Here is an 18887-nt window from a genome sequence, read left to right as displayed (position 1 = left end):
CGCGCGGGGCTCGACCCCCGCGAAACCGAGGATTGCCAGCATTTCGGGGATCCGAACAGCGGGCATGCGTCCGGCCCGCGTCAGGAGTGGACGCGTTTGCGCAGCACATCGATGCGCGACTGCAGTTGGGCGACCGTGGCGTGCGAGACGGCGGGACCGCCGCAGATGCGACGCAGCTCCGCGTGCACGAGCCCGTGCGGCTCGCCCGCCTGGCGGGCATAGAGCCCGACCAGGCTGTTGAGCAGCTGCCGCTGCTCTTTCAAGGTCCGGTGCAGGGCCTGCGGCAGGGCGGGCTCCTCGTCCGGGGGCGCGGATGCCTCGTGGGCCTCGCGGACGTGACGGTGGCGCGTCTGCCGTGACTGGCGCTGCATGAGCAGCTCGTGCACGTGCTCGGGCTCGAGCAGGCCGGGGATGCCGAGGAACTCCTCCTCCTCGGGCGTGCCGGGAACGGCGAGCTGACCGAACTCCTTGCCGTCGAACAGCACGCGGTCGAAGTGCGCGCGCGAGCCGAGCGCCTGGTACGTGAACTCCTCGGTGAGCGCGTCCGACGCCTTGTCTTCGCGCTCGGCCGCATCCATCAGGTCTTCTTCGGCGTTCCACTCGTCCTCGCCGTCGGAGTCGCGGTCGAGCGCGTGGTCGCGATGCCGCTCCATCTCGTTGGCGAGCGCGAGCAGCTGCGGCACGTTCGGCAGGAACACGCTCGCCGTCTCGCCGCGTCGGCGGGCGCGCACGAAGCGGCCGATCGCCTGGGCGAAGAACAGCGGGGTCGACGCGCTCGTCGCGTAGACCCCCACGGCGAGGCGCGGCACGTCCACCCCCTCCGACACCATCCGCACCGCGACCATCCACCGGCTCGTCGACGCGGAGAACTCCTCGATGCGGCTCGACGCCTCGGCCTCGTCCGACAGCACGACGGTCGGCGCCTCGCCGCTGATCTCCTTCAGGATCGCGGCGTAGGCCCGCGCGGCGGTCTGATCGGTCGCGATCACGAGGCCGCCGGCATCCGGAACGTGCTCCCGCACCTCGGTGAGGCGCCGGTCGGCCGACCGCAGCACCGCGGGAATCCAGTCGCCCTCCGGGTCGAGCGCGGTGCGCCACGCCTGCGAGGTGATGTCCTTCGTGTTGTCCTGCCCGAGATGCGCCTCCATCTCGTCGCCGGTCTTGGTGCGCCAGCGCATGTGGCCGGCGTACACGAGGAAGATCACGGGGCGGACCACGCCGTCTTCGAGCGCGCGCTTGTACCCGTACGCGTAGTCGCTGCGCGAGACCCGGATGCCCTTCGGGTCGGGGTGGTACTCGACGAACGGGATCGGGGCGGTGTCGCTGCGGAAGGGCGTTCCGCTGAGGAGCAGCCGGCGTGTCGCCCGCGCGTACGACTCGCGCAGCGCTTCGCCCCAGCTCAGCGCGTCACCGCCGTGGTGCACCTCGTCGAGGATCACGAGGGTGCGCGCGTCCATCGTGAGGCGCTGGTGGACGGATGCCTTCACCGCGACCTGCGCATAGGTCACGGCGACGCCGTGGTACTGGCGGGCGGGGGCGACGTGCCGATTGCTGAAGGCAGGATCGAGGCGGATGCCGACGCGGGCCGCGGCATCCGCCCACTGCGTCTTGAGGTGCTCGGTAGGCGCCACCACGACGATGCGGTTCACGATGCGGCGCCGGAGGAGCTCGCTCGCCAGGCGGAGGGCGAACGTCGTCTTGCCGGCGCCGGGCGTCGCGGCCGCGAGGAAGTCGCGGGGACCGCCCCCCGGCCCGTCGGGGCCGTCCATCCCGAAGTACAGGTCGAGCGCCTCGGCCTGCCACGCGCGCAGGCGCTGCGCCGTGCCCCACGGCGCACGCTGGGGGTAGGTGGGCGACAGGTGCTCCGCGGCGAAGCTGCCGATGTGGGGCTCGGCGCTGTGGGGCTGCGCGGCGTGGGGATCAGCAGTGTGGGGCTCAGCAATGCGGGGCTCAGCAGCGTGCGGCGCAGAGGAGTGGGACTCGGCGGTGCGCGATGCGGTGCGGTCGTGCGTCGGCGGTTCGGTGAGCGCGGGCGGCGATTCGACCACCGTTTCGTCCGTCACCGAATGCACCTCCCCCGTAGACAACGAGTCACCACGATAGACGACCGGGACGACATCGGGAGCCCGACGCCCGGGTCGGCGGCCGTGCTACGCGTGAATCCTCTGCGACGCCGCGGCGCACGCGGACGAGCGCTCGGCGCCGTCAGGCGTCCGCCGTGCGCGATACCCTGGGCACCGGCCCGGGAGCCGAGGAACGGAGGACGGATGCCGACGACACAAGATGCCCATACGGCCGACTACGCCGACAATGCGGGGCCGCACCCGTGGCGGCGCTACGTCGCCATCGGCGACTCGTTCACCGAGGGCGTCGGCGACCCGGAGCCTGCGGCGCCGAACGGTCTGCGCGGCTGGGCCGACCGCGTGGCGGAGGTGCTGTCGGAACAGGTCGACGACTTCGCGTACGCGAATCTGGCGATCCGCGGGCGCCTCATCGGGCAGATCGTGCGGGAGCAGATCGAGCCGGCGATCGCGCTCAAACCCGATCTCGTGACGTTCTCGGCGGGTGGCAACGACGTCATCCGTCCGAGCGGCGATCCCGACAAGGTGGCGCAGCTGTTCGAGGACGCGGTCGTGCGGCTCTCGCGCGACGGGGCGACGGTCGTGGTCTTCACCGGCATCGACACGGCGTTCACCCCGGTGTTCCGCGGCATCCGCGGCAAGGTCGCGATCTACAACGAGAACATCCGCTCGATCGCCGACAGGTACGACTGCATCGTCGCCGACCAATGGGCGCTCAAAGAAGTGCAAGACATGCGCTTCTTCGACGACGACCGCCTCCACTACAACTCGCTCGGTCACCACGAGGTCGCGCGCATGGTGCTGCGCGCGCTCAACGTTCCCAACGACCTCCAGCCGATGCAGCCCGGCCCGCTCCCGATCCGCACCTGGCGCGAGGCGCGCGCCGTCGACCTGGTGTGGGCGCGCGCGCATCTGGTGCCCTGGGTCCTTCGGCGTCTGCGCCACCAGTCCTCGGGCGACACCGTCACCGCGAAGCGCCCTGATCCGCTCCCGGTGACGACCCTGACCCCCCGGCCCGATGCCTCGTCGCTCCCCTCGCTCAGCCCGGGGGCGGCCGCCTCCCGCGACGAGGAGGACTGACATGGCGACGCATCTCGTCACCGGAGCGGGCTCCGGCATCGGCGCCGCGCTCGCCGACCGTCTGGCCGCGCGCGGCGACGACCTGTGGCTCCTTGCACGTGACGCCGGCCGGGCAGCCCAGCTGCGCGAGCGGTTCCCGGGCGCGCAGACGCTGGTGGGCGATCTCGCCGACCCCGCGCGGCTGTCGTGGGCGTTCAGCCATCAGAGCACTCCTGCCCGGCTGGACGCGCTCATCCACGTCGCCGGCGTCGTCGAGCTCGGCGCGGTCGCCGAGACGCCCGTCGCCACATGGCAGCAGCAGCTCGCCGTGAACGCCATCGCCCCCGCCGAGGTCACCCGCCTCCTGATCCATGCCCTGCGCATGGCGCGCGGGCAGGTGGTCTTCGTCAATTCCGGCGCTGGGCTTCGCGTGAGCGCGGAGTGGGGATCTTACGCCGCGAGCAAGTTCGCCGTCCGCGCGATCGCCGACGCGCTGCGCGAGGAGGAGCGGGCGAACGGCATCCGCGTGACGACGGTGTACCCGGGCCGCACGGCGACCCCGATGCAGGAGAAGGTGCACCAGCAGGAGGGGGCGCACTACGACGCTTCCCGCTGGATCGACCCCGCGTCGGTCGCGACGACGATCCTGGCGGCGCTCGACCTGCCGCGCGACGCCGAGCTCACTGAGGTGACCGTCCGCCCCGGCGCCTGACCACCTGGACCGGCCGAGCGCCGGTTCAGCGCACGCGGAGCTCCCACAGCGCGACCGCGCTCGCCGCCGCGACGTTGAGCGAGTCGACTCCGCCGGCCATCGGGACCGTCACCACCGTATCGGCAGCCTCGAGCGCCTTCCGAGAGAGGCCGTCTCCTTCGGCCCCGAGAATGAGGGCGACACGCTCCGGACGGCGCGCGCTGAACTCGTCGAGCGCGACCGCGCCGTCGGCGAGCGCGAGGGCCGCGAGTTCGAAGCCCGCGTCGTGCAGGGCGCCGCGGGCCTCGCTCCACTCGGGCAGGCGCGTCCACGGCACCTGGAACACGGTGCCCATGCTCACCCGCACGCTCCGCCGGTACAGCGGATCGGCGCACCGCGGGCTGACGAGCACGGCGTCGGCGCCGAGTCCTGCCGCCGCGCGGAAGATCGCCCCGACGTTGGTGTGATCGACGATGTCCTCCAGCACGACGACGAGCCGAGCGCCGGACACGACCTCGGCCAGGGCGGGGAGCACCGGCCGATGCATCGCCGCCAACGCGCCGCGGTGCACGGCATACCCCGTCAGCGCCTCGGCGATGCCGGGGCTGACCACGTACACGGGCACGGTGTCGGTCACCAGCTCCTCGATGTCGGCGAGCCACTTCTCCTGCACGAGCACCGACCGCGGGCGGTGCCCGGCCGCGATCGCCCGCGCGATGACCTTGGCCGACTCGGCGATGTACAGACCGCCCTCGGGCTCGAGCACGCGCCGGAGGGCGACATCCGTGAGATCGCGGTAATCCGCGAGCCGGTCGTCGGCGGGGTCGGTGATCCAGGTCGCACGCATCGCGTCCCATCGTCGCATGGGGCCGACCGTGCTCATGCGACGACGCCGACCGCCGTCCAGGCGCGTGCGGTGATCGAGAAGGCGCCGTCGCCGAGCTCGTCTCGCAGGGCCCGCTCCAGCCGCGCGACACCGGCCTCGTCGAGCGTGGCGACGTAGCGACCGGCGGGCCCGACGCCGAAGAGGAACGGCTGCCACCAGTCGTCGAAGTCCTCGAACGCCACCGTGCTCTCGATGACCTGCTGCGTGACGTCGGCGAGTCCGGCCCGCTCGAAGATCTCGACGAGCTGGCCCTCCGACGCACCCTGGAGCGAGGCTTCTCCGCGCGCGGTCGGGTCGAGCCGCTGGGCGACGCGCCAGAAGCCCGAGAGGGGTCCGCCGCCGCCGCCGTGGTCCCACACGCACGCCGACACGCGCCCGCCTGACGCGGTCACGCGCGCCATCTCCGACACGCCGCGCACCGGATCCGCCATGAAGTGCACGACGAGCTGGGCCAGGGCCGCACCGAACTCGCCGGCCTCGAACGGCAGGTCCTCCGCCCCGGCGACGCGCGTGTCCACTCCCGGAAACGACCCCGCCGTCGCCGCGACGAAGACGGGCTCCGGATCGACCGCGCTCACCGCCGCCGCGCCGCGGCGCCGCACCAGCTCCGTCGTGAGCATCCCCGGTCCGCACCCGACGTCGAGCACACGGGCATCCGATGCGATGCCGTCGAGCCCGGCGGCGGCGAACGGCACCGCCAGGGGCGTCGAGAACCGTCCCATGAACCGTGCGTACTCCTCGGCGCTGACGCCCTGGAAGCTGCCCACGCGCACATCCTGGCACGCGGCGCTCCGGCGTAACATCCCCGAAAACCTCGGGGCCTACACTCGACCCCGAAGGGGGTGCACCGTGACGACGATCGCGACCGGATTCGACGCCCGTGCGACGGATGCCGTCGCCGAGGCGATCGCCACGCTGGCCGGCCGCCGGATCGCGGTGCTGACCGGTGCCGGCGTCTCCACCGACTCCGGGATCCCCGACTACCGCGGAGCGGGCGCCCCGGTGCGCACCCCGATGACCGTAGAGCAGTTCCTCTCGAGCGACGCGTCGCGACGGCGGTACTGGGTGGGCAGCCACCTGGGCTGGAAGGCGTTCGCGGCGGCCGAGCCGAACGCCGGGCACCGCGCTCTCGCCGACCTCGAGGCGCGCGGGCTGGCTACCGGGGTGATCACGCAGAACGTCGACGGGCTCCACGTGCGCGCCGGCAGCCGGCGCGTGGTCGAGCTCCACGGCACCATGCGCCGCGTCTTCTGCACCCACTGCGGTCAGGTGTTCGACCGACGCGATCTCGCACGCCGGGTCGAGGACGACAATCCGTGGATCCGGGTGCCGGAGAACGTTCCCCTCGGCCCGGACGGCGACGTGCTCCCCGAGAGCACCGAGGGCTTCCGCATCCCCGAGTGCAGTGTCTGCGGCGGGATGCTGAAGCCCGACGTCGTGTTCTTCGGCGAGTTCATCCCCGCCGAGAAGTTCCGCGAGGCCGAGCAGCTCGTGCACACCAGCGAGGCGCTCATCGTGGCGGGGTCTTCGCTCGTGGTGAACTCGGGCATCCGCCTCCTCGAGCGCGCGCGACGCCGCCGCCTGCCCGTCATCATCGTGAACCGCGGTGCGACGCGCGCCGACGCCCGAGCCACGGTCAAGATCGACGCCGGCACGAGCGAGGTGCTCCGCGCGCTCGCCGACCGGCTGCCGGAGCTCGCCTGATCCCGCCCGGGTAGGCTCGGAGGGTGACCGCCCTGATCCTGATCCGCCACGGCGAGACCGACTGGAACCGCGACCGGCGCATTCAGGGCGCGACGGACATCCCTCTCAACGACACCGGGCGCGAGCAGGCGCGTGCGACCGCCGCGCTGCTCCGCGAGCGACTGGACGGTTCGCTTCCCGCCACCATCGTGTCGAGCGATCTCGCGAGGGCGCGGGAGACGGCGGAGATCATCGCCGGCGAGCTGGGCCTGGCCGATCCACGGGCATACCGCGGGCTCCGTGAGCGGTCGTACGGCGAGGCGGAAGGCGTGGGTCTCGACGAGTTCCGCGAGCGGTGGGGCGACTCGTACACGGCCGAGGTGCCCGGCGCCGAGCCGTGGGCCGAGCTGCGCACCCGCGGCATCGCGGCGCTCGGCCGCGCCGTGCGGGATCACCGCCGCGCGACGGCGCCCGCCGCGTCCTCGTTGATCGTCGTCAGCCACGGTGCGCTCATCCGCGAGATGATCCGCCACGCCACCGCCGACGAGCTTCCTCCCGCGGGCGAGCGGCTGCTCAACGGATCCGCCCACGACTTCGTCTACGAGCGCGATCACCTGCGGCTCGTCGCCTACACCGGACTCGTCGCCTAGGCTCAGCGTCATGGCCGCTCCCGCCACCGTCGACGAGTACATCGCGGGCTTTCCGCCCGAGGTCGCGGCACGGCTGACCCGTGTCCGCGCCGAGATCGTGGACGCCGTCACGGCGGCATCCGGCAGCCGGCCCGAAGAGAAGATGCGCTACGGCATCGCCGCGATCATGCTCGGCGGCCGCTACGCGCTGCACTTCGCCGGCTGGAAGAAGCACATCGGGCTGTACCCCGTGCCGCGCCTCCCGGACCCGCTGGAGTCCGAGATCGCCCCCTACCGTGCCGAGAAGGATTCGGTCGTCTTCCCGCATGCGAAGGACATCCCGTACGACCTGCTCGGCCGTGTGGCACGTGAGGTCGCCGACGAGCGGGTGCGTCAGTCCGCGAAGGACTGACCGCGGGCGGCGAGTTCCTCGTCGAGGATCCGGATCGCCTTGGGGCCGACGCCGTGGATCGAGAGCAGCTCCGCGCGCGAGCGGGCGCCGACCTGGTCGTACCGGGTGATGCTGTGAAGGGCGAGCGCTCGCCGAGCGACCTTGCCCAGGCGCGGGGTGAGCTCGGATTCGGCGCTCATGCGTCGGCGCGGGCCAGCACGCCGCGCGCGTGGCGCAGCACCGGCTCGTCGACCATGCGCCCCTCGTACGAGAACACGCCGCGCTCCGACTCGGCGGCCGAGAGTACCGCGCGCGCCCACCGCACGGTCTTCTCATCGGGACGGTACGCGGAGCGGATGACCGGCACCTGGCTCGGATGGATGCAGGCGGTGGCACGGAATCCGGATGCCGCGGCATCCGCCGCCTCGATGGCCAGGCGCTTCACGTCGTCGATGTCGAGGTGCACGGCATCGATGGCCGCCTTGCCGCGTGCGCCAGCCGCCAGCAGCACGCGCGACCGTGCGTATCGCGCGATGTCGCGGTAGCGCCCGTTGGGCTTGCGGCTGGAGGTGCCGCCCAAGCTCGCCACGAGGTCCTCGGCACCCCACATCATCGCGACGACGTTGTCGAGCGCCGCGATGCGGTCGGCCTGTGCGACGCCCTTCGCGGTCTCGCACAGGGCGACGACCTCGAAGCGCGCATCGATGCGGGCGATCCGCTTCGGCGACTCGGACTTGGCCACCATGATGCGCCGGTAGTCGGTCTGCGAGAGCGTCGCCATGTCGGCGATGAACGCATCCGTCTCCGGCGGATTCACCCGCACGACGACGCGGGCGGGGTCGAGCTCCGATTCGATGAGGTGGCCGCGCGCCGCCGTCTTGTCGCCGGGTGCGACGGCATCCTCGAGGTCGAGGATGACGGCGTCGGCGCGATCGAAGGCCTTGGCGTAACGCTCGGGACGGTCCGCCGGGCAGAACAGCAGTGCGGGGCCGAGGTCGAAGCTCATGGTGTCCTCTCCGGGGTCGACGGCGCGCACCACATCAGGGCGGTCCGCGTGGCGACGGCGACGATCTCGTCGCGCTGGTTGCGGCCGGTGTGGCGCAGGGTCACGATCCCCTGCCCCGGTCGCGATGCCGAGAGCCGCTTGTCGACGACCTCGGTCTCGGTGTAGAGCGTGTCGCCGTGGAACAGTGGTGCGGGAAACGAGATGTCGGTGAGGCCGAGCTGCGCGACCAGCGTTCCCTGCGTGATCTGCGAGACGGATGCCCCGACCATCGTCGCGAGCGTCCACATCGAGTTCATGAGGCGCTGACCGAACGGCTGGGACTCGGAGAACGCGGCATCCAGGTGGAGGGCCTGCGTGTTCATCGTCAGCGACGAGAACAGCACATTGTCGGCCTCGGTGGCGGTTCGACCGGGCCGATGCAGGTAGCGGGCGCCCAGCTCGAGCTCGTCGTAGTACAGGCCGCGTTGGATGATCGCGCGCATCTCGTCGGTCACGCCTGTCACGCTACCCTCACGCCACTCCGAGCGCCCGCGCGATCACGAGCAGCTGCACCTCGTTCGTGCCCTCGCCGATCTCGAGGATCTTCGAGTCGCGGTAGTGCCGCGCGACCGGGTACTCGTTCATGAACCCGTTGCCCCCGAACACCTGGGTCGCGTCGCGGGCGTTGTCCATCGCGGCGTCGCTCGCCGTGAGCTTGGCGATCGCGGCCTCGGTCTTGAAGGGCTTGCCGGCGTCACGCAGACGAGCCGCGTGGTGCCACGCCAGGCGCGCGTTGTGCACGCGCAGCTGCATGCGTGCGAGCAGGAACTGGATGCCCTGTCGGGTCGCCAGCGCGTCGCCGAACACCGTGCGCTTCTTGGCGTAGTCGACGGCGGCCTCCAGGCATCCTTCCGCGGCGCCGGTCGACAGCGCGGCGATGGCGATGCGTCCCTCGTCGAGGATGTGCAGGAAGTTCGCGAAGCCGCGACCGCGCTCGCCGAGGAGGTTCGCCTCGGGCACCCGCGCGTCCTGGAAGGTCAGCGGGTGCGTGTCGGAGGCGTGCCAGCCGACCTTGTCGTAGCCGGGCTCCACGGTGAACCCCGGGGTGCCGGACGGCACGATGATCGTCGAGATCTGCTTGCGGCCGTCCTGCTCCCCCGTGACCGCCGTCACGGTCACGAACCGGGTGATGGACGTGCCCGAGTTGGTGATGAACTGCTTCGAGCCGTTGATCACCCACTCCCCGCCGTCCAGCGTCGCCGTGGTGCGGGTCGCGCCCGCGTCCGAGCCCGCCTCCGGCTCGGTCAGCCCGAAACCGGCGAGCGCGCGGCCTGCCAGCAGATCGGGCAGCAGCGCCTGCTTCTGCTCCTCGGTGCCGAAGCGGAACACCGGCATGGCGCCGAGACTCACGCCGGCCTCGAGCGTGATCGCCAGGGACTGGTCGACGCGGCCGAGCGCCTCGATCGCCAGGCACAGGGCGAAGTAGTCGCCGCCCTGCCCGCCGTACTCCTCGGGGAACGGCAGCCCGAACAGGCCCAGCTCCCCCATCTGGGCGACGACGTCCATCGGCAGCGTCTTCGTGCGGTCGGCCTCGTAGGCCTGCGGCGCGACGACCTGGTCGGCGAAGTCGCGCACCGTGCGGGCGAGCTCTCGCTCGTCGTCGGTCAGGTTGGAGTGGTCCATGGCTTCCTCGGGTTTCAGGAGGGGGTGTCGGATGCCTCGTGGGCGGGTTCTGCGGCGGTGACGTGCGCCAGCACCTGGTCGCGGCGCACCTGGTCACCGGTGGAGACGTCGAGGCGCACGACGCCCGGGTGGGGGGCGACGACGGGGTGCTCCATCTTCATGGCCTCGATGGTCACGATGCGGTCGCCGGAAGCGACGGTCGCGCCGTCGGCGACGTGGAGCGCGACGACCGCGCCCGGCATCGGGGCGCGCAGCTCGGGATCCGTGGCGGCGGCATCGCGCTGACGCGCGGCGAGGCGCTTCTCCATCGCCTGGCGACGGGTGAGGGGGCGAAGCCGATGTGTCGCGGCGTCCGCGTGCACCCAGATCCATCCTGTGGGATCTGTCGCCACCGTCACGCCGGGGAGGGTGTGGTGCCCCGTGGAGGCGGCGTTCGACGGCACGCGGTGGGCGGCCTCGGCGCCGTCACCCTCCGGCGACCCGCTCACTCGCCGCGGATCCATGGCGGAGAACGACGCCGGGGCGAGGTCGGGAGCGGCGACGGCGACCACGGCACCACCCTCCTCCTCGATCGCGACCGTTCGGCCGACCGGTGCGCTTCCCGCGCGCCAGCCGGTGCCGGCGAGCCACAGCGGGCCGGCCGCCGATCGCACCGGCTCCCCGCCCCGCACGCGAGTGAGCTCGCCCGCCACGGCTGCCGCGGCGAGCGCCGCCTCCCCCGGCTTCGGAGCCGTGTAGGGGGGCATCCGGTCGATGAGTCCGGTGTCCATGTCGCCGGCGCGGACGCCGGGATCGGCCAGCAGCGCGCGCAGGAATCCGAGGTTGCTGTCGACGCCGAGCAGCACCGTCTCGGCGAGGGCGGCGTCGAGCCGCGCGATCGCCTCGGCGCGGTCGCCGGCGTGGGCGATGACCTTGGCGATCATCGGGTCGTAGTCGGATGACACCACGCTGCCCGACTGGACAGCGGCGTCCGTCCGCACCCCGCGGGGCTCACGCCACACGAGCACGTCACCTGAGGCGGGCAGGAAGCCGCGCGCGGGGCTCTCGGCGTACACACGGGCCTCGATCGCATGCCCGTCGAGGCGGATGTCCTCCTGCGCGAGAGCGAGCGGACGGCCGGCGGCGACCAGGAGCTGCTGCTCGACGAGGTCGACGCCGGTCACGAGCTCGGTCACCGGATGCTCGACCTGCAGTCGCGTGTTCATCTCGATGAAGAAGAACTCGTCGGGCCGGTCGCCCGCCACGAGGAACTCGACGGTGCCGGCGCCGCGGTAGTCGACGCTCGCGGCGGCCGCGCACGCGGCCGCTCCGAGGCGCTCGCGGGTGGCGGCATCCACCACTGGCGAAGGTGCTTCCTCGATGACCTTCTGATGCCGGCGCTGCAGCGTGCACTCGCGCTCGCCGAGATGGATGACGGTGCCCTGCGCGTCCGCGAGCACCTGCACCTCGATGTGACGCGGGCGCTCGATGAGACGCTCCAGCAGCAGCGTGTCGTCGCCGAACGCCGCGGCGGCGACCCGCCGGGCCGTGGCCAGCGCCTCCGGCAGCTCGGTCGCCGCGCGCACCACCTGCATGCCCTTGCCGCCCCCGCCCGCGGAGGGCTTGACCAGGAGCGGGTAGCCCGTGTCGTCCGCAGCCGCGGCGATGTCGGCATCCGTCATCGCAGTGCCGTCGTCTCTCACGGCGCTGAAGCCGGGCACGGTCGGCACGTCGTGCGCGCTCACGTGCTCTTTGGCGCGGATCTTGTCGCCCATCACGTCGAGCGCGCGCTCCCCCGGACCGATGAACACGATCCCGGCGTCGGCGCAGGCGCGCGCGAAGCCGGCGTTCTCGGAGAGGAACCCGTAGCCGGGATGGATGGCCTCGGCGCCGGTCTCGCGGGCGGCGGCGATCACCGCGGCGATGTCGAGATACGACGCTGATGCCGCCGCCGGCCCGATCCGCACCGCGACGTCGGCTTCGCGCACGTGGGGCGCAGCGACGTCGGCATCGCTGTAGACGGCGACCGAGCGGATGCCGAGCCGCTGCAGCGTGCGGATCACCCGGCGTGCGATCTCGCCGCGATTCGCGACCAGCACCGTCTCGAAGGGCGGGCCGCCGGCGGGCTCGATGGTCGGAGCAGGAGTCACGGGGATCACATCCGGAAGACGCCGAAGCGCGGTTCGGGCAGCGGTGTGCGCGAGACGACGTCCAGCGCGAGTCCGAGCAGGTCGCGGGTGTCGAGCGGGTCGACGACGCCGTCGTCCCAGAGCCGGGCGGTGGCGTAGTAGGGGCTCCCCTGCTCCTCGTACTTGGCACGGATCGGCGCTTCGAACGCCGCCTGGTCCGCTTGCGACCAGTCCTCGCCGCGGGCCTCCAGCTGGTCGCGCTTGACGGTCGAGAGCACCGAGGCGGCCTGGTTCCCGCCCATCACCGAGATGCGGCTCGCGGGCCAGGTCCACAGGAATCGCGGCGAGTACGCCCGGCCGCACATCGAATAGTTGCCGGCGCCGAACGAGCCGCCGATCACGACGGTGAGCTTGGGGACGCGCGTGGTGGCGACGGCGGTGACCATCTTGGCGCCGTCCTTCGCGATGCCGCCGGCCTCGGCATCCCGACCCACCATGAATCCGGAGATGTTCTGCAGGAACAGCAGCGGCGTGCCGCGCTGGTCGCACAGCTCGATGAAGTGCGCGCCCTTCTGCGCCGACTCGCTGAACAGCACGCCGTTGTTTGCGACGATGCCGACAGGGTGCCCGTGGAGGCGGGCGAAGCCGGTGACCAGCGTGTCGCCGTACTCCCGCTTGAACTCGTGGAACTCGCTGCCGTCGACGAGGCGCGCGATGACCTCGCGCACGTCGTACGGCTGGTTGACGTCGACGGGGACGACCCCGTACAGGTCGGACGGGTCGACCGCCGGCGGCACGCTCGGCACGACGTCCCACGCGGGCGCAACCGGCAGCGGCAGGGTGGCGACGATGTCGCGGACGATCTCGAGGGCGTGCTCGTCGTCTTCCGCGAGGTGGTCCACGACGCCCGAGCGGCGGGCGTGCAGCTCTCCCCCGCCGAGCTCCTCGGCGGTGACGACCTCGCCGATCGCTGCTTTGACGAGCGGCGGACCGCCCAGGAAGATGGTGCCTTGGCCCCGGACGATGATCGTCTCGTCGCTCATCGCAGGGACATACGCGCCGCCGGCGGTGCACGAGCCGAGGACCGCGGCGAGCTGCGGGATGCCGGCGGCCGAGAGACGCGCCTGGTTGAAGAAGATGCGCCCGAAGTGGTCGCGGTCGGGGAAGACCTCGTCCTGCATCGGCAGGAACGCGCCCCCCGAGTCGACCAGGTACACGCACGGCAGGCGGTTCTCGAACGCGATCTCCTGCGCGCGCAGGTGCTTCTTCACGGTGAGCGGATAGTACGTGCCGCCCTTGACCGTGGCGTCGTTGCACACCACCATCACCTGGCGTCCGTGGACCAGCCCGATGCCCGCGATGACGCCGGCCGCCGGGGCGTCCCCGCCGTACAGACCCTCCGCGGCGAGGGGCGCGACCTCGAGGAACGGGCTCCCCTCGTCGAGCAGCCGCGCGACACGGTCACGCGGGAGCAGCTTGCCGCGGGCGACGTGGCGCTCCCGTGAGGCGGCCGGGCCGCCGAGGGAGGCCGCGGCCAGTCTCGCGCGCAGTCCGTCGGCCAGCTCCTGCTGGGCGGCATGGGCGCGTGCGAAGGCGTCATCACGCACCGCCGCGGTGCTCAGCACGGTCATCTGCGCCCTCCCGTGTCGTCTGCGTCGACGTCACGATCGGATCACGCCCGTTGTCGGACGCGATCGGATTGGTTAGTGTTCACTAACTGAGGTTCAGGTTAGCGATCCTTAACTGAAATGACAAGCCCTCACGGGAACGACCAGCGGAGTACGGAAATGACGAGCGCCGGCACCGACCGCGACCGCGCGAAGGCGGACCGCCACGCGGCCATCCTCCGCGAGGCGGCCACCCTGTTCGCCGAGCGCGGCTTCAGCGGCGTCAGCCTGGAAGACATCGGCGGCGCTGTCGGCGTGAGCGGGCCCGCCCTGTACCGGCACTTCGCCAACAAGCAGGCGCTCCTCGGTGCCATCCTCGTCGAGGTGAGCCAACGGCTGCTGGCGGGAGGGCGAGCCGTGCTGTCCGCGCACGAGCAGCCGGCCGACCAGCTGGACGCCATCATCGCGTTCCACGTCGAGTTCGCCCTCCGCGACGCCGACGTCATCCGCGTCCAGGATCGCGATCTCGCCAGCCTCAGCGACGACGACCGGCACACCGTGCGCCGCCTCCAGCGCGAATACGTCGAGGTGTGGATCGGCATCCTCTCCACCATCCATCCGGACCGCGACGAGGACGATCTGCGCGTGCGCGCGCACGCGTGCTTCGGGCTCATCAACTCGACGCCCCACACCGTGCACGCGTCGCGCTCTCGCCCCGGCGAACGCGACCTCCGCGGCATCCTCCACTCGATGGCCCACGCCTCGCTGACCGCCTGATCCCCACGTGCCCTAATCTGGATCCACCATGGCGGGGGACGGCCAGACGGACGACGCGCAGCCGGCGACGAACGGCGAAGCGAGCGACGTCGCGCGCCGGCACCCCGACGGCCTGGACAGCTCGCGGCGCGACTTCCTGAAGCTCGGCGGCATCGCGACCGCAGGGCTCGTGGTCGGTGGAGCGGTCGGAGCGGCGGCGGGCGCCGCCATCGGGCACGAGCTCGGTGTGCGCGAGGGTTCGCTCGATCTGGCCGCCATGCCCGCGCGCTCCGAACCCGGCTTCGATCACGTGGTCGTCGTGATGGGCGAGAATCGCTCGTTCGACAACCTGCTCGGGTGGCTCTACACGCCCGACACCCTCCCGGACGGCGAGACGTTCGATGGGCTCGCGTTCGGGGACTACGCCAACTCGGCGCCCGGCGGCGAGCGCATCGCCGCACACACCTACAGCGGCCCCACCGACGAGGTGATGGGCCGCCCGAACCCCGATCCCGGCGAAGAGTTCCCGCACGTCAACACGCAGCTGTTCGACACCGTGACGCCCGCCACCAATGCGACCAGCCAGGTCGGCGACATGGCGGCGCCCTTCAATGCACCGCCCGGCGGCACCGTGCCGACGATGGACGGCTTCGTCCGCGACTACTGGAACAACGTCGAGCGGCTGCGTCACGGGAAGGCGCCGACGGTGGAGGAGGCCTCCCACATCATGGGCGGCTTCTCACCCGAGCAGCTGCCGGTGCTCTCCACTCTCGCGAAGGGCTTCGCGGTCTTCGACGCCTGGTTCGCCGCGGTCCCCTCGCAGACCTACTGCAACCGGTCCTTCTTCCACGCGTCCACGTCGCACGGCTTCGTCACGAACAAGCATGGCGGCGGCTATGACAAATGGCTGGACGCACCCGCCGCGCCCACGATCTTCAACCGCCTCGAAGAGGCCGGGATCCCGTGGAAGGTGTACTTCGACGAGATGCAGCTCGTCTCACTCACCGGCATGATGCACGCGCCGGCTGTCGAGCAGTACTGGCGCACCGGCCGCTTCGGCCACATGTCGGAGTTCTTCGACGACGCCGCCGCCGGTCGGCTGCCCGCGTACGCGTTCATCGAGCCGCGGATGGTCTACAACCACAACGACTTCCACCCGCCCTTCGGCGTGTACCGCGAGAGCGAGGTCGACGGCACGCCGGTGCTCGATTCCGCCGTCTCGGATGTGCGCGCCGGCGAGAAGCTCATCGCCGACGTCTACAACGCCGTCAAGGCCGGCACCACGCCGGACGGCTCGAACGCGCTGAACACGCTCCTGCTGATCACGTTCGACGAGCACGGGGGCACGTACGACCATGTCCCGCCTCCGTCCGCCGTGCCACCCGTCGCCGAGGACGCACCCGGTGAGATGGGCTTCATGTTCGACCGCCTGGGAGTCCGCGTTCCGGCGATCGCCGTCTCGGCGTACACGCGCAGCGGCACCATCGTGCACGACGAGATGCATCACGGCGCCGTCATCGCGACCCTCGCCCGACTGCACGGCCTGCGCCCGCTCACCCGTCGCGACGCGACGGCGGGCGACCTGTTCTCTGTGGTCAACCTCGAGACCCCGCGAGACCCGTCCACGTGGCCCGTCGTGCACCCGATGTACGTGCCGCCCAATCCGCACGAGGAAGAGCACATCGACCTTCGTGACGGCGCGCACAAGGCCAAGCCGCTCAGCCCTCCCGGGCGCGGGCTGCTGGGGCTCCTGCTCGCGCGGTACGGACCGCCGGACGCAGCCGAGCCCGAGACGTACGCCGAGGCGTACGACGTGCTCCAGCAGCACGGCCTCGGTCTCTTCTACCCGAAGAAGAGCTGACCGGCCGGCCCAATGGTGCCGGCCGGTCAGCGGCCTGCTAGCGCAGCAGCATCGCCCGCCCGGGCTCGCGGAGGATGTCGGCCACGTCGACGAGGAAGCGCGAGCCCTGCTCGCCGTCGACCAGGCGATGGTCGAACGACAGTGCGAGCGTCATCACGTCGCGCAGGGCGATCTCACCGCGGTGCTCCCAGGGCTGACGCCGCACCGCGCCGATCGCGAGGATGCCGGCCTCCCCGGGGTTGATGATCGGCGTGCCGGCATCGACGCCGAACACGCCGACGTTGGTGATCGAGAACGTCCCGCCCATCATGTCGGCCGGCGCCGTCCTGCCCGCGCGTGCCGTCTCGGCGAGGCCGCGGATGGCGTCGGCCAGCTCCACCAGGTTCAGCTCCTGGGCGTCGCGGATGTTGGGCACGACCAGTCCCCGCCCCGTGGCCGCCGCGATCCCGAGGTTCACGTAGTGGTGCTCGACGATCTCGCCGGCCTCTTCGTCCCACTTCGAGTTGAGGCCGGGGTGGCGCGCCAGCGCGAGGCACACGGCCTTCGCGGCGACCGCCATGACGCCGATCCGGTGATCCTGCAGCTGGCGGTCGGCGCGCAGCGAGGCGATGAGCTCGCTCGTCGCCGTGACGTCGACCGTCAGGAAGGTGGTGACGTGCGGCGCCGTGAAGGCGCTGCGCACCATCGCCTCCGCGGTCATGCGCCGGACGCCGCGGATCGCCGTGCGGGTCGTGCGCTCTCCCCCGCTGTCCGGTGCGGGCAGATCGAACCGCTCGGCCGGCTCGCCCGATTCGGAGGCGACTCCCGGGGCGGCGACCGCTCCCACCCGTTCGGCGTACGCCTCGACGTCGGCGCGGGTGATCACGCCGGACGCACCGGTCGCCTCGACGAGGGCGAGGTCCACGCCCAGCTGCTTCGCGAACTTGCGCACGGGCGGGGTCGAACGCGGACGCTCGAGCGGTCGCTCGACGACATCGGCGAACTGAATCGCGTCGTGCGGCGCGGCCTCCAGCACGGCGGTGTCGGATGCTGCCGCCCGCGACGCCGCGACGCGGGCGCGACGCTGCGGCCGCGCGGTTCCGCGGGGCGCCGCGCCGTAGCCGACGAGGTTCGGCTCGGCGGCCGGGGCGGCAGGCGCGGCCGCCGTGCCGTTCGCAGCGGCGTCGGCAGCGGATGCCTCGGCCTGCGCGGCAGGTGCCGGCGGCGTCGGTGCAGTCGCACCGGTGTCGAACGAGATCAGCACCGAGCCGACGGCGATGACGTCGCCCGCCTCGGCGTGGAGCGCCGTGACGGTGCCCGCATACGGCGACGGCAGCTCGACGACCGCCTTGGCCGTCTCGACCTCGGCGATGGTCTGATTGAGGGCGACGGTGTCGCCGACGGCGACGAGCCACTGCACGAGCTCGGCCTCGGGAAGACCCTCGCCGAGGTCGGGAAGACGGAAGTCCTGCGCCATCAGTCGAGCACCCCGCTCAGGCTGTTCGGCCGGTCCATGACGCGATCGACGGCGTCGAGGATCCGGTCGAGATCGGGGAGGTGGTGCTTCTCGAGCTTCGCGGGCGGGTACGGGATGTCGTGCCCGGTGACGCGCTGCGGCGCCGCCTCCAGATAGTTGAAGCAGCGCTCGGTCACGCTGGCGATGAGCTCGGCGCCGACGCCCGCCTCGCGAGCCGCCTCGTGGGTGACGACGACGCGGCCGGTCTTGCGGACGGATGCCGTCACCGTGCGGTAGTCGACCGGCGAGATCGATCGCAGGTCGATGACCTCGATCGACACGCCGTCGTCCTCGGCGGCGGTGGCGGCATCCATGGCGGTCGCGACCTGCGAGCCGTAGGTCAGGAGCGTCACGTCGCTGCCCTCGCGGGCGATGCGCGCCAGGCCCATCGGCGGTGCGTCGGCCAGCGGCACGTCGAGGTCGACCTCGCCCTTGGAGTGATACAGGCGCTTCGGCTCGAAGTAGACCACGGGATCGTTCGAGGCGATGGCCTGCCGCAGCATGACGTACGCGTCCTGAGGGTTCGAGACCGCGATCACGCGAAGTCCCGAGGTGTGGACGAAGTACGCCTCCGGAGATTCCGAGTGGTGTTCGGCCGCGCCGACCCCGCCCGCCCACGGGATGCGGATGGTGATCGGCATCGTGACGTTGCCGCGCGTGCGGTAGTGGAGCTTGGCCACCTGGCACACGATCTGGTCGAACGCCGGGTACACGAAGCCGTCGAACTGGATCTCGACGACGGGTCGATACCCGCGGAAGGCGAGCCCGACCGCGGTGCCCATGATGCCCGCCTCGGCGAGCGGGGTGTCGACGACCCGCTGGGCCCCGAACTCATCGAGGAGCCCGTCGGTGATGCGGAACACGCCGCCGAGCTTGCCGATGTCCTCGCCCATCACGAGCACCTTGGGGTCGTCCGCCATGGCTCGTCGGAGTCCTTCGTTGATGGCCTTCGCCATCGTGAGCTGCGCCATC

Annotated in this window: 18 protein-coding genes; 7 read left to right on the top strand and 11 right to left on the bottom strand. The window is 71.8% G+C overall.

Features of this window, described 5'->3' with window-relative positions; translation table 11 throughout:
* Positions 1-80: 80 nt before the first annotated feature.
* A complete protein-coding gene (locus ABG085_RS08635; RefSeq protein ID WP_347979152.1) occupies positions 81-1883 on the bottom strand; it encodes a DEAD/DEAH box helicase in 1803 nt (600 codons plus the stop codon).
* A 384-nt stretch (positions 1884-2267) separates the two neighbouring features.
* On the opposite strand from ABG085_RS08635, the gene ABG085_RS08630 reads away from it, so the two are divergent.
* Both ABG085_RS08630 and ABG085_RS08625 read left to right on the top strand, forming a co-directional pair.
* Positions 2268-3161: an SGNH/GDSL hydrolase family protein gene (locus ABG085_RS08630; protein WP_347978971.1), complete on the top strand. Its 894-nt coding sequence runs from the start codon at positions 2268-2270 to the stop codon at positions 3159-3161.
* Position 3162: 1 nt separating this feature from the next.
* Positions 3163-3852 (top strand): SDR family oxidoreductase, encoded by a 690-nt coding sequence (locus ABG085_RS08625; RefSeq protein WP_347978970.1) that lies wholly within the window; start codon positions 3163-3165, stop codon positions 3850-3852.
* A gap of 25 nt (positions 3853-3877) precedes the next feature.
* Here ABG085_RS08625 and ABG085_RS08620 read toward each other — a convergent pair whose 3' ends face one another.
* Together ABG085_RS08620 and ABG085_RS08615 are read right to left on the bottom strand one after the other, a co-directional pair.
* Positions 3878-4678, bottom strand: a complete 801-nt coding sequence (locus ABG085_RS08620) for an RNA methyltransferase (RefSeq protein WP_347979151.1) — start codon at positions 4676-4678, stop codon at positions 3878-3880.
* A 32-nt stretch (positions 4679-4710) separates the two neighbouring features.
* Entirely contained in the window at positions 4711-5484 is a 774-nt protein-coding gene (locus tag ABG085_RS08615; RefSeq protein WP_347978969.1) for a class I SAM-dependent methyltransferase, read from the bottom strand.
* Positions 5485-5575: 91 nt separating this feature from the next.
* Between ABG085_RS08615 and ABG085_RS08610 the strand changes: the two genes are divergently transcribed.
* Genes ABG085_RS08610 through ABG085_RS08600 form a run of 3 tightly spaced genes read left to right on the top strand, consistent with a single transcriptional unit; the run spans position 5576 to position 7441 of the window.
* Positions 5576-6421, top strand: a complete 846-nt coding sequence (locus ABG085_RS08610; protein WP_347979150.1) for a Sir2 family NAD-dependent protein deacetylase — start codon at positions 5576-5578, stop codon at positions 6419-6421.
* Between the two features lie 23 nt (positions 6422-6444).
* Positions 6445-7050, top strand: a complete 606-nt coding sequence (locus tag ABG085_RS08605) for a histidine phosphatase family protein (protein ID WP_347978968.1) — start codon at positions 6445-6447, stop codon at positions 7048-7050.
* 10 nt (positions 7051-7060) lie between these two features.
* Positions 7061-7441, top strand: a complete 381-nt coding sequence (locus ABG085_RS08600) for a DUF1801 domain-containing protein (protein WP_347978967.1) — start codon at positions 7061-7063, stop codon at positions 7439-7441.
* On the opposite strand, the gene ABG085_RS08595 is transcribed toward ABG085_RS08600, so the two are convergent.
* The 6 genes from ABG085_RS08595 to ABG085_RS08570 are packed head-to-tail and all read right to left on the bottom strand — an operon-like array spanning position 7423 to position 13827.
* Entirely contained in the window at positions 7423-7620 is a 198-nt protein-coding gene (locus ABG085_RS08595) for a hypothetical protein (RefSeq protein WP_347978966.1), read from the bottom strand. The two genes, ABG085_RS08600 and ABG085_RS08595, sit on opposite strands and share 19 nt — an antisense overlap.
* Positions 7617-8426: a CoA ester lyase gene (locus ABG085_RS08590; protein ID WP_347978965.1), complete on the bottom strand. Its 810-nt coding sequence runs from the start codon at positions 8424-8426 to the stop codon at positions 7617-7619. Before ABG085_RS08590 ends, ABG085_RS08595 begins: the two co-directional genes overlap by 4 nt.
* A complete protein-coding gene (locus ABG085_RS08585; RefSeq protein ID WP_347979149.1) occupies positions 8423-8908 on the bottom strand; it encodes a MaoC family dehydratase in 486 nt (161 codons plus the stop codon). Before ABG085_RS08585 ends, ABG085_RS08590 begins: the two co-directional genes overlap by 4 nt.
* 28 nt (positions 8909-8936) lie before the next feature.
* The gene (locus ABG085_RS08580; protein WP_347978964.1) at positions 8937-10088 is read right to left on the bottom strand and encodes an acyl-CoA dehydrogenase family protein; all 1152 of its coding nucleotides are present in this window, start codon (positions 10086-10088) and stop codon (positions 8937-8939) included.
* A gap of 14 nt (positions 10089-10102) precedes the next feature.
* Entirely contained in the window at positions 10103-12217 is a 2115-nt protein-coding gene (locus tag ABG085_RS08575) for a biotin carboxylase N-terminal domain-containing protein (protein WP_347978963.1), read from the bottom strand.
* A 5-nt stretch (positions 12218-12222) separates the two neighbouring features.
* Entirely contained in the window at positions 12223-13827 is a 1605-nt protein-coding gene (locus ABG085_RS08570) for a carboxyl transferase domain-containing protein (protein ID WP_347978962.1), read from the bottom strand.
* 156 nt (positions 13828-13983) lie between these two features.
* Here ABG085_RS08570 and ABG085_RS08565 point away from each other — a divergent pair, with 156 nt between their 5' ends.
* Both ABG085_RS08565 and ABG085_RS08560 read left to right on the top strand, forming a co-directional pair.
* Entirely contained in the window at positions 13984-14580 is a 597-nt protein-coding gene (locus ABG085_RS08565; protein WP_347978961.1) for a TetR/AcrR family transcriptional regulator, read from the top strand.
* A 28-nt stretch (positions 14581-14608) separates the two neighbouring features.
* The gene (locus ABG085_RS08560) at positions 14609-16420 is read left to right on the top strand and encodes an alkaline phosphatase family protein (RefSeq protein ID WP_347978960.1); all 1812 of its coding nucleotides are present in this window, start codon (positions 14609-14611) and stop codon (positions 16418-16420) included.
* A 37-nt stretch (positions 16421-16457) separates the two neighbouring features.
* Here the strand turns inward: ABG085_RS08560 and ABG085_RS08555 are convergent, their stop codons facing one another.
* Together ABG085_RS08555 and ABG085_RS08550 are read right to left on the bottom strand one after the other, a co-directional pair.
* Entirely contained in the window at positions 16458-17876 is a 1419-nt protein-coding gene (locus ABG085_RS08555) for a dihydrolipoamide acetyltransferase family protein (RefSeq protein ID WP_347978959.1), read from the bottom strand.
* Entirely contained in the window at positions 17876-18886 is a 1011-nt protein-coding gene (locus tag ABG085_RS08550; RefSeq protein WP_347978958.1) for an alpha-ketoacid dehydrogenase subunit beta, read from the bottom strand. Before ABG085_RS08550 ends, ABG085_RS08555 begins: the two co-directional genes overlap by 1 nt.
* Between the last annotated feature and the right edge of the window lies 1 nt (position 18887).

This window comes from Microbacterium sp. ProA8 (genome assembly GCF_039905635.1).
GTDB lineage: Bacteria > Actinomycetota > Actinomycetes > Actinomycetales > Microbacteriaceae > Microbacterium > Microbacterium chionoecetis.
Note: the sequence above shows the minus strand (reverse complement) of the source record. Positions and strands in the feature narration are given on the sequence as shown.

Bases quoted from the DNA above. Each gene is read 5' to 3' on its own strand.
- ABG085_RS08630 (WP_347978971.1), top strand. From the start codon at position 2,268: ATGCCGACGACACAAGATGCCCATACGGCCGACTACGCCGACAATGCG.
- ABG085_RS08625 (WP_347978970.1), top strand. From the start codon at position 3,163: ATGGCGACGCATCTCGTCACCGGAGCGGGCTCCGGCATCGGCGCCGCG.
- ABG085_RS08620 (WP_347979151.1), bottom strand. From the start codon at position 4,678: ATGCGTGCGACCTGGATCACCGACCCCGCCGACGACCGGCTCGCGGAT.
- ABG085_RS08600 (WP_347978967.1), top strand. From the start codon at position 7,061: ATGGCCGCTCCCGCCACCGTCGACGAGTACATCGCGGGCTTTCCGCCC.
- ABG085_RS08595 (WP_347978966.1), bottom strand. From the start codon at position 7,620: ATGAGCGCCGAATCCGAGCTCACCCCGCGCCTGGGCAAGGTCGCTCGG.
- ABG085_RS08590 (WP_347978965.1), bottom strand. From the start codon at position 8,426: ATGAGCTTCGACCTCGGCCCCGCACTGCTGTTCTGCCCGGCGGACCGT.
- ABG085_RS08585 (WP_347979149.1), bottom strand. From the start codon at position 8,908: ATGCGCGCGATCATCCAACGCGGCCTGTACTACGACGAGCTCGAGCTG.
- ABG085_RS08580 (WP_347978964.1), bottom strand. From the start codon at position 10,088: ATGGACCACTCCAACCTGACCGACGACGAGCGAGAGCTCGCCCGCACG.
- ABG085_RS08570 (WP_347978962.1), bottom strand. From the start codon at position 13,827: ATGACCGTGCTGAGCACCGCGGCGGTGCGTGATGACGCCTTCGCACGC.
- ABG085_RS08565 (WP_347978961.1), top strand. From the start codon at position 13,984: ATGACGAGCGCCGGCACCGACCGCGACCGCGCGAAGGCGGACCGCCAC.
- ABG085_RS08560 (WP_347978960.1), top strand. From the start codon at position 14,609: ATGGCGGGGGACGGCCAGACGGACGACGCGCAGCCGGCGACGAACGGC.
- ABG085_RS08555 (WP_347978959.1), bottom strand. From the start codon at position 17,876: ATGGCGCAGGACTTCCGTCTTCCCGACCTCGGCGAGGGTCTTCCCGAG.
- ABG085_RS08550 (WP_347978958.1), bottom strand. From the start codon at position 18,886: ATGGCGCAGCTCACGATGGCGAAGGCCATCAACGAAGGACTCCGACGA.